Raw genomic sequence first — 13,822 nt, forward strand, 5'->3', positions numbered from 1 at the left:
CAATGGAGTGGTGAGCCGGGCGTGTCCACACTTGCCTGGTCGGTCATCGGCTCGACTTGGAGGCGGAATGTTCTCGCGGAAGCCCACCAAACGCACCCTCTCGGGTGCATCAGTGGCGGCCGCGGCCGTCGCCCTGACGGCCGGGACGGCCTGGGCCTGCCCGCCCGATCCCGGCAACCAGAGCTCCGCCACGGCCCGCACCACCGGTGAGGGACGCGACCTCGGCGCCCACGCCGGGCACGGCCCGCGCGAGGTCGGCAAGACCTCGGCCAAGGTCTCCGACGCCGTCAAGGGCGTGGAGAAGGTCGGCAACGTCCCCGACGCCAAGGAGGCCACCTCCCTGGTGTTCATGGACTACGGCAAGGGCCGCGACAAGCGCACGATCATGTACGTCAGCGGGCGGTTCGGCCTCAAGGCCTACGACGTCACCGCCGACCCCCGCGCACCCAAGCTGGTGGGCACCTTCGACCTCCCCGGCTTCTGGCAGGGCGAGGACACCGAGGCCGACCACAAGCGCAAGATCATCTACCTGTCCCGCGACCCGCGCGCGTTCGGCGGCAACACCGACACCGGCGAGTCCGGCGTCTACGTCGTCGACGTCTCCAAGCCGGAGACGCTGCGGCAGATCACCTACTTCAAGGTCCCGGCAGGGCACACGACGTCCTGTATCAACGACTGCCAGTACCTCTGGACGGGCGGCCCCGCCAAGGCGAGCTGGATGCCCGCCGACTGGGGCGGACGTCCCGTATGGGTGACCGACGTCCGCAACCCGGCCAAGCCCAAGGTGTTCGACGACCCGATCGACACCGGCCGCAACGACGGCAAGACCGACTACACCCACGACATCCAGGTCGACGCGAGCGGCATCGCGTGGGCGTCGGGACGCGGTGGTGTGCGCGGCTACCACACGCGCGGCTGGCACTACGACCCCGTGGCCAAGAAGTTCCGCAAGGCGACCGCGTTCGACCCCGTCCCGTATGCGGGCGGCGGCATCGACGAGGCCACCTCGAACTCCTCGTTCATGCACAACAGCTACCGCGCGGTCGGCCGCACCGCGAACCAGGGCCCGGACGCGCGCAAGTGGGGCCGGGGCGGCGTCCTCATCGTCACCGAGGAGACCTTCAACGACGGCTGCGCCAACGACGGCCTGCTCGTCATCGCCTCGCTGAAGGGCTCCTACCGGGGCGAGGGCTGGCGCTCCACCCCCGACAACAAGTTCCGCCTGCGCACGCTGGGAACCTGGGGCGTCGCGGGCCAGGAGGGCAGCAGGCCCGACACCGACGACTGCTCGGCCCACTACTTCACGGTCAAGGACGGCGTCCTCGCCCAGTCGTTCTACTCCCAGGGCACCCGGTTCATCGACGTCCGCGACCCCACGAACCCCCGGCAGATCGCGTACTTCCGTCCGGACAACGCCCGCGCCTGGGCCGCGTACTACCACGGCAAGTACGTCTACATCGCCGACCACGCCCGGGGGATCGACGTCCTGCGCACCACCTACCGCTGACCGTCCTTCACCCAGGTCACGGCCGCGCCCGGGGTGCTGACTCCACACCGGGCGCGGTGGTAGCGTCCGCCGAAGATGATCACGTGGGCCGTGCGGGGACGGTCCCGTGCCGACCCTTGGAGGCATCCCGGTGAAGCCTTGCCTGAAGTACGGCCTTGTCCCGGCCCTCGCGGCCGCGTCCCTCACCGCGGGGGCGCTGGCCGCCCCGGCCCACGCCGCGCCGCCCGCCCTTACCGCCGCGCCCGGCGCCGCCGTCCAGGACGGCGCCCGGCTGCACACCAACGCCGAGCTGGCCCGCGCCCTGCGCACGATCGAGAAGGCGAGCAACGGGCGCGTCCAGGTCCGCAGCGTGGGCGAGAGCAACGAAGGACGCCCGCTCTGGCTGGCCACGCTCGGCACCGGACCCAAGCGCGTCATGTACGTGACCCAGCAGCACGGCGACGAGCCGCTGGGCACCGAGTCGGCGATCCACACGCTGCGCACGCTCGGGCTCGGCGGCGGCAAGGACGTCAGGGAGCTGCGCAAGAAGATCACGCTGGCCGTCCTGGTGCGGGCCAACCCGGACGGGCACGAGCGCCAGTGGCGCTACAACTACGCCCCCGACGCCAAGCCCGAGTACGGCGAGCCCGGCAAGGGCTACGACATCAACCGCTACCACAATCCGGACATGAAGCCCGAGGACAACCCGGCCACCGAGGCCGGCGTCATCCAGCGCGCCTACGCCGCGTTCCGGCCGTCGATCATGGTCGACTACCACATGCAGGGCCGGTACGCCTTCCCGCCGCCGGACGGCCGCGAGATCACCACGTCCATCATGTGGCCGACCAACGCCAAGGTCCCCGCCGCGGCGCTGCGGAGCTCCAAGCAGGTCGCCGTCCGTGTGAACGAGGCGTTCACCAAGGCGGGCGCCGTCGTGTCGCAGTACCCGGGCGGCGAGTACGAGGGCATCGCGCGCAACGCCTACGGCATCCGCGGCAGCGCCTCGCTGCTGGTCGAGCTGAGCGCCCTGCCGCCCGAGCGGGAGCGGTTCCAGATCCGCACCGCGCACAAGTCGATGGTCGACCTCGCTCTGGCCGCCGGACAGGGGAAGCTGGACGGCATCGACCCCGCCGCCGCCGACAGGATCCCGCCGCGCGGGCCCGCCCTCCCCTCCGGCGAGCGGCACGACCACGCCGACTGACGACCCGCCGTCGGCGCCGACGGCGTGCACAGCACCGTGCGTCATGCGCTGACCCCGCCGTTCCCCGGCGGGTCGGCGGGCCGGTGGATGATCCACCTGGACGCGTTCCCGTCGGCGCGACACCGTGCGTCACGCGCTGAACCCGCTGTTCCCCGGTGGGTCGGCGGTCCGGTCGATGATGCCGACCGGGCGCGTTCCCGTCGGCGCGGCACCGTGCGTCGCCCGCTGGGCCTGCCGTTCCCCGGCGGGTCAGCGGTCCGGTCGACGATCCACCCGGACGCGTTCCCGTCGGCGCGGCGGCGTGCGTCATGCGCTGGGCCTGCCGTTCTCCGGTGGGTCGGCGGTCCGGTCGGTGATGCCGGCCGGGTGCGTTCCCCGAGGGCACCGGCGGCTCAGCCGGTGCCCTCGGGCGTTCTGGGGGTTCGGCGGCGGGCGCGGAAGGCGGCGACGTTGGTGCGGTTGGCGCACGCCTCGGAGCAGAAGCGGCGGCGACCCGCCCGCGAGGTGTCGGCGTAGACGCGGTCGCACCCCTCGGCGGCGCACGTTCCCGTCCGGCCGAGGCCGTGCTGGACGACCAGCTCCGACAGCTGCATGAGCGTGCTGGCCCGGAAGCGGTGGGGGAGCCGCGCCGTGGGCGGCGCGAAGTGCAGATGCAGGCCGTGCGGGTCGTGGTCGGCCAGGTGCGGGTGCATCGGGAGCTCCAGCATCAGCTCGTTGAGCAGCGAGACCGCCGTCTCCAGCTCGGCCGCGTCGAAGAACTCGCGCAGCGTCCTGCCCCAGCGCCGCAGCGGCTCGGCGTCGCGCTCCTCGAACTCGTGCCAGAAGAAGCCGTTGACGCGCAGGATCTCGCGCAGGGCCGCGAACGAGGCGTCGCCCTCGACGGTGGTGACGGCGTTGACCAGGTCGACGGCGGCCGCGACGCCCTGGCTCTTGTATCCCGTGATCTGCATTGCCTCGACTCCCGCACGCGTGCCATGCTGTAATCGTCTTAATAGTTACAAGTATTACAGGCTCCGGTCGACGACGGGATTCACGGTGGACGATTGCCCCGGCTGCGGATGGCCCCAAGGGGAGGTCTACGAGGTGCTCTCGCGGCACCTCATCTCCGAGGGCGTGGTCACCTACACCCGCTGCGCCTGCGGCGTGGTGCAGGTGCGCGTCCAGCCGTTCGAACCCGCCGCGCCGGTCAGTGGCGCCAGCGCGTCGCCTCGGTGACCTCCTCCGGCGACGCGCCCTCGAACAGCGCGATCTCGCCGCGCCGCACGGTCGCGATCGTGTCCACCACCGCCTCGCCCAACGTCTGGTTCAGCACCGGATCGCGCTCGAAGGCCGCCAGCGCCTCGCCCAGGCTGGACGGCAGCGCCACGATGCCCCGCCCGGCGCGCTCCTCGGCGGGGACGGCGTCGGGGCCGACGTCGACCGGCTCGGGCAGGACGAGTTCGGCCGAGACGCCCATGCGCCCCGTCGCGAGAAGGGCCGCGAGCGCCAGGTAGGGATTGGCCGCGGCGTCGAAGCACTTGACCTCCAGGTTCGCCGCCTCCGCCCGGCAACCGAGCGGGCCGGTGATGAACCGCAGCGCGGCCTCGCGGTTCTCCAGGCCCCAGCACGCGAACGCGCCCGCCCAATGGGACGGGACCAGCCGCAGGTAGCTGGCGACCGAGGGCGCGCCGACCGCGAGCAGCGCGGGCAGGCTTTCCAGGATCCCGGCCGTGAACGCCTCGCCGTCGGCCGTCATGCCGAACGGCCCCTCACCCGAGGCCATCGCGTTGACCGGGCCCTCGACGTCGTCGTCGTTCCACAGGCTCAGGTGCACGTGCCCGCCGTTGCCGACCGAGTCCGCCAGCACCTTGGGCGAGAACGAGGCGACCATGCCGTGCTCGAAGGAGACCGCCCGGATCGTCTCCCTGACCAGGACGGAGGTGTCGGCCGCGGCGACCGGGTCCTGCGCGGCCACCGAAAGCTCGTACTGGCCGGGCGCGTATTCGGGATGGATCTGCATCACCTCCACGCCCGTCGCCGCCAGCGCCTTGAGCAGGTCGCGCAGATAGCCCGCCAGCTCGCTGATCCGCGTCATGCCGTAGGCCGGGCCTCCGGCGGCGGGCGCGAAGTCCTCGCCCTCGCCGTCCGAAAGCACCCACTCCACCTCGAACGCGGCGCGCACCGACCAGCCCAGCGCGGCCAGCAGCGCGACCTCGCGGCGCAGCAGCCACCGGGCGTCCAGCGGGTGCGGCGCGCCCTCCTGGTCGACGCGGTCGGCCGGGGCCCACGCCCAGCCCGGCATCGCCGCCAGCGGGACGAGCCGGTCGAGGTCGGGGTGCAGCCGCAGATCGCCCATCGGCCCGCCCGCGAACCGTCCCGTGACGATCGAGTCGTCGAGCAGGAACGCGTCGAACACCGGCGACATCCCCACGCCCCACGCGGCGGCATGCTCCAGCCGCGCCACCGGCACCGCCTTGGTGCGGGTGATCCCGCTGGTGTCGACGTAGGTCAGCGCCACCGCCTCGACGTCCTTGGCGGCCAGGCCCGGCACCAGGGCGGCGGCGCGCTCGCCGAGCGCGGCGCGTTCCCGTCCGGAAAGGACCCTGTCGTATGAGGCAACTTCCACGGAGACGCTCCCCGGTCGCGAGAAGATGGAGGGGCGTCCATCGTAGGAGCGCGGGACGAGCGAAGGGGGGACACCATGCTGGAGCGGCTGGAGTCGCTGCCACTGGTCGACCACCACTGCCACGGCGTCGTCCGCCGCGACCTCGACCGCGCCGAGTTCGAGGAGATGCTCACCGTGGCGTCCACAGTCGGCCCCCTCGGCGGCACGGCCTTCGACTCGCGGATCGGCTTCGCCGTCCGCCGCCACTGCGCCCCCGTCCTCGGCCTGCCCGCCCACGCCGAGCCCGACGACTATCTCGCGCGCCGCGCCGAGCTGGGAGCGGGCGAGGTCAACCGGCGGTTCCTGACCGCCGCCGGGCTTGAAGCACTGTGCGTCGACACCGGGTTCACACCCGAGCCCCTGCTGGAACCGGCCGAGCTGGGGACGCTCGCCGGAGCCCGGCCGCACGAGATCCTCCGGCTGGAACGCCTGGCCGAGGACGTGGTCGCGGACGGCACCGGCGCGGCCGCGTTCGCCGACGAGGTGCGCACGAGGCTGGCGGCACGGGCGCCCGGCGTCGTGGGCTGCAAGTCGATCGCCGCCTACCGGGCCGGGCTCGACCTCGCGGGGGAGCGGCCCGCCGCGGCCGAGGTCGAAGCGGCGGCGGGACGCCTGCTGCGCGAGGCCGACCGGTCCATGGCCGGACGCGACGCCCCGCCCCGGGTGAACGACGAGACGCTGCACCGCTTCCTGATCTGGACGGCCGTCGACGCCGGGCTGCCCGTGCAGTTCCACGTGGGATACGGCGACGCCGACGCCGACCTGCGGCGCGGCGACCCGCTGCTGCTCACCGGACTGCTGCGCGAGCTGGCGCCGACCGGCGTCCCGGTCCTGCTGCTGCACAACTACCCCTTCCACCGCCACGCGGGCTACCTGGCCCAGGTCTTCCCGAACGTCTTCGTGGACGTCGGGCTCGCCGTGCACAACGTCGGCGACCGGGCCTCGGCGCTGGTCGGCGAGCTGCTGGAGCTGGCGCCGTTCGGGAAGGTGCTCTACTCCTCCGACGCGTTCGGCCTGGCCGAGCTCTACCACCTGGGCGCCGCGCTGTTCCGGCGCGGGCTCGCGCGCGTCCTGGCCGAGGGCGTCGGCGACGACGCCTGGACGCCGCGCGACGCCCTGCGCGTCGCCGGGCTCGTCGCCTCGGGAAACGCGCACCGCGCCTACCGGCTGGGGCCATCGCGGTGATCGCCGCTACCCTCGAAACGTGACGGCATCAAGGGAACGTCTCGTGGTCATCGGCGGCGACGCGGCCGGGATGAGCGCCGCCTCCCAGGCCCGGCGGCGCCTGGACGGCGACCGGCTGGAGATCCTCGCCTTCGAGCGCGGCACGGCGACGTCGTACTCCGCCTGCGGGATCCCCTACTACATCGGCGGCGACGTCGGCGACCCCGACGCGCTCATCACCCGCACGCCAGAGGTGTTCCGGCGCGACCACGACATCGACGTCCGGACCCGGCACGAGGTGACCGAGATCGACCTCGACCGGGGCGCCGTGCGCGTGCGCGACCTGGAGCGGGCCGCCGAGCGCTGGGAGTCCTACGACCGGCTGATGATCGCCACCGGAGCCGTCCCGACCCGGCCCGACCTTCCCGGCTCGGACGCCGAGGGCATCCACGGCGTCCAGGTGCTGGACGACGGCCTGGCCATCCGCCGCGACCTCGACCGGGCCAAGCCCCGCACGGCCGTGGTGGTGGGCGGCGGCTACATCGGGCTGGAGATGGCCGAGGCGCTGGTGAAGGCCGGGCTCGAGGTCAGCCTGGTCGACGGCGCGCCCCAGCCGATGCGCACCCTCGACCCCGACATGGGCGAGCTGGTCGCCGGGGCGTTGCGCGGCGTCGGTGTCGCCCTCTACCTGGGCGAGCAGGCCGAGGGGTTCGAGACCTCCGGCGGACGCGTCATCGCCGTGCGGACGTCCGAGCGGGTGCTCCCCGCCGACGTCGTGATCCTCGGTCTCGGCGTCCGGCCGAACTCCGGGCTCGCCGAGGCGGCGGGCGTCGAGATCGGATCGACCGGCGGCATCGTCACCGACCGCCGGATGCGCACCCGCGCCGAGGGCGTGTGGGCGGCGGGCGACTGCGTCCAGACACGCCATCTGGTCTCGGGCGAGCCGGTCGCGATCGCGCTCGGCACCCACGCCAACAAGCAGGGACGCGTGGCGGGCATCAACCTAGGCGGCGGGTACGCGACGTTCCCCGGCGTGGTGGGCACCGCCGTGTCCAAGATCTGCAAGGTCGAGGTGGCGCGCACCGGCCTGAACGAGCGCGAGGCGGCCGCCGCCGGGTTCGACTCGTTCTCCGTGGTGGTCGAGTCGACCACCCGGGCGGGTTACTACCCGGGCACCACCTCGATGAAGACCAAGCTCATCGCCGAACGGCGCAGCGGGCGGCTGCTCGGCGCCCAGATCGTGGGCGAGGAGAACGCGGCCAAGCGCATCGACGGCCTGGCCATCGCCCTGTGGAACGGCATGACCGTCGAGCAGATGACCGCGCTCGACCTCGGCTACGCCCCGCCCTTCTCCCCGGTCTGGGACCCGATCCTCATCGCCGCCCGCAAGGCCACCGAACAGGCCGAGAGGGACGCCGGTTAGGGCCGTCCGCGCCAGTCGCAGCCCAGGCTCTTGACGCCGTGGAAGAACGGTGACACCAGCAGCCCGGGACGTCCGGTCGCGCGGATGCCCGGCAGGCGGGAGAACAGCTCGGTGAAGGCCGCCGCGAGCTCGCGGCGGGCCAGGTGCGCGCCCAGGCAGTGGTGCGGGCCGGGCCCGCCGAACCCCAGGTGCGGGTTGGGGGAGCGGGTGATGTCGAACTCCTCGGGCCGGTCGAACACGGCCTCGTCGCGGTTGGCGGACCGGTAGAAGAGCATGACCCGGTCGCCGCGCCGCAGCGCGGTGCCGCGCAGCTCGTGGTCCCGCCGGAGCGTGCGGCGCATGACCAGGACGGGGCTGGCCAGCCGGACGACCTCCTCCACCGCGCCGCCGACGCGCCCGTCCAGGTCGGACAGGAGCCGCGCGCGCTGGCCCGGGTGGTCGGTGAACAGCCGCAGGCCGTGCGCGAGCGCGTTGCCGGTGGTCTCGGTGCCCGCCACGAGCAGCAGGACGAAGAACGAGCCGAGCTCGCGCGAGCTGAGCCGGTCGCCGTCGTCGTTGCGGCGCACCAGCACCGAGGCCAGGTCGTCGCGCGGTTCGGCCGCCCGCTCGCGGCCCAGCGCGATGCCGAAGCGGTACAGGCTCCGGCTCGCGCGCATCGCCCGGTGGAACGACGACAGCGCCCGCGCGCGACCGCAGCCCTCGGGCAGCCCGCCGAGCTCGGGATCCGACAGGCCGATCATCGTCTGGACCATCAGCCTCAGCCGCTCGTGGTGCTCGCGCGGGATTCCCATCATGTCGCCGATGACCCGGACGGGCAGCCGCGCGGCCAGCGGCTCCACGAAGTCGCCCGGCCCCCGGGCGACCAGCTCGTCCACCTGCTCGCGCGCCGCCAGGCGGACGCCGTCGTCGATCCGGGCCAGCACCCGGGGGCTGAAGGCGCGCGACACGACCCGGCGGATCCGGGTGTGGCGGGGCGCGTCCATGTCGATGAGCATCGAGCCCACATAGGCGGCGGCCTGAGCGGGGATCTCGGGGACCACCGCGCAGGGCGCACTTCCGAAGACCGCCGCGTCGCGGCTCGCCGCCGCGACGTCGGCGTGCCGGACGAGCGCGTGGTAGCCCGCGCCGCGCGGCAGGAACGGGAACTTCGCCTCGGGGAAGAAGACCGGGGCGTCGCGCGTCCGCAGCCGCGCGAACAGCGCGTCCCAGCCCTCGGGGTCCCGGTGCCGCAACCAGGGGTCGGTGAGGTCGAGCGCCGACGGGGACAGGTCGCGAAGATCGGCCATCGTGCGCACCTCTCGGAACCGCTGATCGCATTCGGTGCGCACATCGTCGCACTCCGCGTTCCTTATGACCACTCCTGAACGTATTCGAACGGCTACACTGCGGTAGGTGGCCGAGCATGCTGGGACGGGCGGGTGAACCTCACTTTCGAAGGCCGGCTCGAAGGCCGGGCGGGCCGGCTGCCCGCGGAGCCGACCACCTTCGTCGGACGGGCCGAAGAGCTCGCCCTCATCCGCTCCACCCTGCGGTCCGCGCGCCTGGTGACGCTGGTCGGCCCCGGCGGCGTCGGCAAGACCAGGCTCGCGGTGCGCGCCGCCTGCGCGGCACGCGGCGCGCACGACGGCGTCCGCTTCGTCGACGTCTCGCGCGTCGCCGACGTCGAACTGCTCCCGCACGCGGTGGCGGCGGCGCTGCACCTGCCCGACCAGCCGGAGGACGACCCCCTCGACGCGCTGACCGGCTACCTGGCGTCCCGCCGCACCCTGCTGGTCCTGGACAACTGCGAGCACCTGGTCGACGCCTGCGCGATCATGACCGGGGTGCTGCTGCGCGCCGCGCCGGACCTGCGGGTGCTGGCCACCAGCCGCGAGGCGCTCAACATGATCGGCGAGCATGTCGTGCCGGTCGCGCCCTTCGCGGCGCCCCGCGATCCCGAGCGCGGGGGCTGGGACGCGATCCACCTGTTCGCCGACCGGGCGGCCGCCGCCGTCCCCGGATTCCGCGTCGACGCGGCCAACCGGCGCGCCGTCGCCGACCTGTGCCACCGCCTGGAGGGCATGCCGCTCGCCATCGAGCTGGCCGCCGTCCGGCTGCGCGCGATGTCGCTCGACCGGCTGCTGACCGGTCTCGACGACCGGTTCCGCCTGCTCGGCCCCGCCCGCACCGGCAACGGACGGCACGTCACGCTGGCGGCCGCCGTCGAGTGGAGCCACGACCTGTGCGCGCCCGCCGAGCGCCGCCTGTGGGAGCGGCTGTCGGTGTTCGCGGGCGACTTCGACCTCAAGGCCGCCGAGTACGTCGGGGGCGGCGACGGCGCCGACGTCCTGGAGACGCTGTCCCGGCTCATCGACAAGTCGATCGTCCTGAAGGAGCCCGGCGGCGAGCGCTACCGCATGCTCGACACGCTCGCGCGGTTCGGGCTCGACCGTCTGCGCGAGTCCGGACGGGAGGCCGAGACCCGGCGCCGCCACCGCGACTGGTTCCTACGGCTGACCGACCGGTTCGGCGAGCTGGTGGTCTCCGAGGCGCAGTACCTGTGGCTGCACCGGATGCGCGCCGACCACGCCAACCTGTGCCGGGCCATGGAGTTCGGCCTCACCACCCCGGGTGAGCAGGAGTCGGCGCTGCGGATGTCCGGCACGATCTGCGTCTACTGGGTCACCAACGGCATGTCGGGCGAGGGCCGCCACTGGATCGGCCGCGCGCTGGCCGTCACCGCCGGGGCCACCCGGCTCCGCGCCGAGGCGCTGTGGACGATCGCCACGCTCATCATGGTCAGGGGCGCCGACCTGGACGCGGCCCGTCCCGCCGTCGGGGAACTCCGCGAGATCGCCGGGCATCTCGGCGCGCCCGACGTGCTGGCCTGGGCCGACGGGCTCGAAGGACAGCTGGCCCTGTTCTCCAGCGACGCGCCCGCGGCCATCGCGCTGCTCGAACGCGCCGTCGGCGTCCTGCGCGAGCACCCGGCCCGCGCCATCCTGCTCCAGACCTATCCGCTGCTGGCCTCGGCGCACGTCATGGCGGGCGACCTCGACCGCGCCCTCGCCGTCTGTGAGGAGGGCCACGCGCTCGGCCTGCGGCTCGGCGAGCGCTGGATCAGCTCCTACTGCGTGTTCATGCGCGGGCTGGCCCGCTGGATGCGGGGCGACGTCGCCGGGGCGATCAGCGACTCCCGCACCTGCCTGCGGCTCCAGGCGGGCACCCACGACCAGGTCGGCGCGGCCTTCCTCATCGACTCGCTGGCCTGGTACGCGATGGCCGAGGGCTCGGCCGCCCGCGCGGCCCTGCTGTGGGGCGCGGCCAAGACCGTGTGGGACGCCGTCAGCCGTCCCCACCTCGGCGTCCGCGGGTTCCTGGTGCTGCGCGAGCAGTGCGAGGCCGCGGCGCGGGAGGCGCTCGGCGACGCCGACTTCGACGCCATCGCCGCCGAGGGCGCGGGCCGCCCCTTCGAGACCGTGATCGCCGAGGAGATCTCCGAGCCGCGCGAACCCGTCGCCCGCCCGCCGGATCGCGACCCCCGCTGGGACCCGCTCACCCGGCGCGAGGCCGAGGTCGCGCGGCTGGTCGCCGGGGGCCTGTCCAACCGCGAGATCGCCGACGGGCTCGCCATCGCCCGCCGCACCGTCGAGACCCATGTCGAGCACATCATGGCCAAGCTCGGCATCCACTCGCGGACCCTGGTCGCGCTGTGGGTATCCGAGCGGCATTCGTCCGACTGATCCCGTACGGTGTGGCGGCATGAGCGATCTTGCGCTGCCCCGCGTGCTGGTCGACCCGCCGTGGGAGGTCGAGGAGCGGGCCGCCCGGGCGGCCTCCGCCGAGCGTGTCGAAGACACCACCGTCCTGCCCGGCCTGGAGCCGCCGGACGAGCGGGTCGTGGTGTGGGCGCCGGGCGAGCGCGCCGAATGGGCCGCCTCCCGCAAGGCCCCCAAGCGCCCCGGCACCTGGTGGGCCGAGACACTTCAGCGCCACCTCGACGGTGGGCTCTACGTCTTCACCCAGGCCGAGCTGTTCGCGCACGCACCCGATGAGCTCGTCCGTCCGCACATCGCCGCGTGGCGGCCCAGCTTCAGCTCCGACGCGGCCTATGTCCTCAAGCCGGTCGTGGCGCGGTTCGAGGCCGAGGCGCGCGAGACCGCTCTGGCGGTGGCCAGGGGCAACGCCTACGGTTCCGGCGAGGCGCTGCTGCCCTTCCTCGACGCCGAGACCGCCCGGCTGCACGCCGACTGGCTGGCCCGGCTCAAGTCGGCGCAGCGGGTCGCCCGCGCCTGGTTCGCCCGGCACGGCCTGGCCGCCGTCCCGTTCCTGGTCCCGGACGCCCTCGGCAAGCGGCGCCCGGCGCGCCGCGCCGCCGTGGCGGCCCTGTGGGCCGTCGCTGACGACCACGGGGCCGCGAAGGTGGTCGAGGCCGCCCGCGTCCACGGGAGCGAAGCCGCCGACGCGATCGCCCGCGCCTTCGCGGCCACCCCGCCGCCCGGGGCACCCGTGCCCAAGCCCGTCAGGCCGCCGAAGATCCCCTGGCTCGACCTGGACCGGCTGCCCGCGCTGACCCTGCGCGACGGCGGCACCGTGCCGCCGCCCGCGGCCGCTAACCTCGTCGGGCTGCTGGCGCTCGACCGCCTCGCCGACGCCGAGCCGGCCGTCGCCGCCTGCACCCCCGAGTCCCTGGCCGGGTTCGGCTGGGCCCTGTTCGAGGCCTGGCGCGACGCGGGCGAACCCTCGCGCAACCTGTGGGTGGTCGACCAGCTCGGACTGCTCGGCGACGACCGCGCGGCGCGGCTGCTCATGCCGGTCGTCCGCGAATGGCCCGGTCAGAACGGCCACCTCCGCGCGGTGCGCGGGCTGAAGGCGCTCGTCGCGATCGGCACCGACGAGGCCGTCGCGCAGCTGAGCGCGATCGCGAACCGGGCCAAGTTCCGCGGCCTGCGCGAGGAGGCCGCGAGCATGCTCCAGGAGGTGGCCGAGCGGCGCGGGCTGAGCGCCGAGCAGCTCGCCGACCGGCTCGTCCCCGACTTCGGCCTCGACCCGAGCGGCTCGCTGACCCTCGACTACGGGCCGCGCCGGTTCGCCGTGACGTTCGACGAGCGGCTCGTCCCGGTGGTGCGGGACGCGTCGGGCAAGATTCGCAAGAGCCTCCCCAAACCGGGGGCCAAGGACGACCCGGAGCTGGCCCCGGCCGCCCACGCGCGGTTCGCCGCGCTCAAGAAGGACGTGCGCGGCGTGGCCGCCGACCAGATCCGGCGCCTGGAGGTGGCCGCGATGCTCGACGGGCGGCTCTGGAGCGCCGCCGAGTTCCACGAGTTCGTCGTCGGCCACCCCCTGATGCGGCACCTCGCCCGGCGGCTGGTGTGGTGGAACGACCGCGAGGACGAGCCCACCGCGTTCCGGGTCGCCGAGGACGGCACGTTCGCCGACGTCGACGACGAGCCGTACGCCCTGCCGGACGACGCCCTGGTCGGCGTCCCGCACCCGCTGGAGCTCGGCGGCGCCCTCGGGGCCTGGGTCGAGATCTTCGCCGACTACGAGATCCTCCAGCCGTTCCCGCAGCTCGGCCGTCCCGTCCACGCGCTGACCTCCGACGAGGCCGGGAGCGACCGGCTGGCCAGGTTCGAGGGCGTCACCGTCCCGACGGGCAAGGTGCTCGGCCTGACCCGGCGCCGCTGGACGCGCGGCGTCCCCGAAGACGGCGGCGTCGAGTGGACGATCCTGCACGAGCTCGGCGACGGCGTCACCGTGGTGATCGATCTCGACCCCGGCATCGCCGTCGGCAACGTCGACCTCTTCCCCGAGCAGACCCTGCGCAAGGTCCGGATCGAAGGTGTCGAGGGGTTCGGCGCGATCCATCCGGTCGTCGCGTCCGAGCTCGTCTCCGACCTGACGGACGTCACGCGCCAATGATCG

The 13,822-nt window shown here is 73.9% G+C and carries 10 protein-coding genes; 7 read left to right on the forward strand and 3 right to left on the reverse strand.

Annotated elements, in window-relative coordinates:
• The first annotated feature begins 67 nt into the window (after positions 1-67).
• Positions 68-1,507: an LVIVD repeat-containing protein gene (locus ACQPY4_RS16780; protein ID WP_433337313.1), complete on the forward strand. Its 1,440-nt coding sequence runs from the start codon at positions 68-70 to the stop codon at positions 1,505-1,507.
• Between the two features lie 130 nt (positions 1,508-1,637).
• The gene (locus ACQPY4_RS16785) at positions 1,638-2,687 is read left to right on the forward strand and encodes a M14 family zinc carboxypeptidase (protein WP_433337315.1); all 1,050 of its coding nucleotides are present in this window, start codon (positions 1,638-1,640) and stop codon (positions 2,685-2,687) included.
• Between the two features lie 392 nt (positions 2,688-3,079).
• Here ACQPY4_RS16785 and ACQPY4_RS16790 read toward each other — a convergent pair whose 3' ends face one another.
• Complete coding sequence (locus tag ACQPY4_RS16790) at positions 3,080-3,637, reverse strand: CGNR zinc finger domain-containing protein (RefSeq protein WP_433337317.1); 558 nt, start codon at positions 3,635-3,637, stop codon at positions 3,080-3,082.
• An 85-nt stretch (positions 3,638-3,722) separates the two neighbouring features.
• Between ACQPY4_RS16790 and ACQPY4_RS16795 the strand changes: the two genes are divergently transcribed.
• Positions 3,723-3,902 carry a hypothetical protein gene (locus ACQPY4_RS16795; RefSeq protein WP_433337319.1) on the forward strand — a complete coding sequence of 60 codons (180 nt, stop codon included), beginning with the start codon at positions 3,723-3,725 and terminating at the stop codon, positions 3,900-3,902.
• On the opposite strand, the gene ACQPY4_RS16800 is transcribed toward ACQPY4_RS16795, so the two are convergent.
• Positions 3,874-5,292, reverse strand: a complete 1,419-nt coding sequence (locus ACQPY4_RS16800) for a hypothetical protein (RefSeq protein ID WP_433337321.1) — start codon at positions 5,290-5,292, stop codon at positions 3,874-3,876. The two genes, ACQPY4_RS16795 and ACQPY4_RS16800, sit on opposite strands and share 29 nt — an antisense overlap.
• A 75-nt stretch (positions 5,293-5,367) precedes the next feature.
• Here ACQPY4_RS16800 and ACQPY4_RS16805 point away from each other — a divergent pair, with 75 nt between their 5' ends.
• A complete protein-coding gene (locus ACQPY4_RS16805) occupies positions 5,368-6,516 on the forward strand; it encodes an amidohydrolase family protein (protein ID WP_433337323.1) in 1,149 nt (382 codons plus the stop codon).
• Between the two features lie 70 nt (positions 6,517-6,586).
• Positions 6,587-7,918 carry an FAD-dependent oxidoreductase gene (locus ACQPY4_RS16810; protein WP_433338939.1) on the forward strand — a complete coding sequence of 444 codons (1,332 nt, stop codon included), beginning with the start codon at positions 6,587-6,589 and terminating at the stop codon, positions 7,916-7,918.
• On the opposite strand, the gene ACQPY4_RS16815 is transcribed toward ACQPY4_RS16810, so the two are convergent.
• A complete protein-coding gene (locus ACQPY4_RS16815; protein ID WP_433337325.1) occupies positions 7,915-9,204 on the reverse strand; it encodes a cytochrome P450 in 1,290 nt (429 codons plus the stop codon). The genes ACQPY4_RS16810 and ACQPY4_RS16815 overlap by 4 nt on opposite strands.
• 132 nt (positions 9,205-9,336) lie before the next feature.
• Between ACQPY4_RS16815 and ACQPY4_RS16820 the strand changes: the two genes are divergently transcribed.
• Both ACQPY4_RS16820 and ACQPY4_RS16825 read left to right on the forward strand, forming a co-directional pair.
• On the forward strand, positions 9,337-11,640 hold the full coding sequence (locus tag ACQPY4_RS16820) for an ATP-binding protein (protein ID WP_433337327.1): 2,304 nt from the start codon (positions 9,337-9,339) through the stop codon (positions 11,638-11,640).
• Positions 11,641-11,659: 19 nt separating this feature from the next.
• On the forward strand, positions 11,660-13,819 hold the full coding sequence (locus ACQPY4_RS16825) for a DUF4132 domain-containing protein (protein WP_433337329.1): 2,160 nt from the start codon (positions 11,660-11,662) through the stop codon (positions 13,817-13,819).
• The last annotated feature ends 3 nt before the right edge of the window (positions 13,820-13,822 follow it).

Origin of the sequence: Spirillospora sp. CA-294931 (assembly GCF_050946795.1) — a bacterium.
GTDB lineage: Bacteria > Actinomycetota > Actinomycetes > Streptosporangiales > Streptosporangiaceae > Spirillospora.

What these genes read in the sequence shown, in the direction of transcription:
- ACQPY4_RS16790 (WP_433337317.1), bottom strand. Translation starts at nt 3,637, where the DNA reads ATGCAGATCACGGGATACAAGAGCCAGGGCGTCGCGGCCGCCGTCGAC.
- ACQPY4_RS16815 (WP_433337325.1), bottom strand. Translation starts at nt 9,204, where the DNA reads ATGGCCGATCTTCGCGACCTGTCCCCGTCGGCGCTCGACCTCACCGAC.
- ACQPY4_RS16780 (WP_433337313.1), top strand. Translation starts at nt 68, where the DNA reads ATGTTCTCGCGGAAGCCCACCAAACGCACCCTCTCGGGTGCATCAGTG.
- ACQPY4_RS16810 (WP_433338939.1), top strand. Translation starts at nt 6,587, where the DNA reads ATGAGCGCCGCCTCCCAGGCCCGGCGGCGCCTGGACGGCGACCGGCTG.
- ACQPY4_RS16825 (WP_433337329.1), top strand. Translation starts at nt 11,660, where the DNA reads ATGAGCGATCTTGCGCTGCCCCGCGTGCTGGTCGACCCGCCGTGGGAG.
- ACQPY4_RS16805 (WP_433337323.1), top strand. Translation starts at nt 5,368, where the DNA reads ATGCTGGAGCGGCTGGAGTCGCTGCCACTGGTCGACCACCACTGCCAC.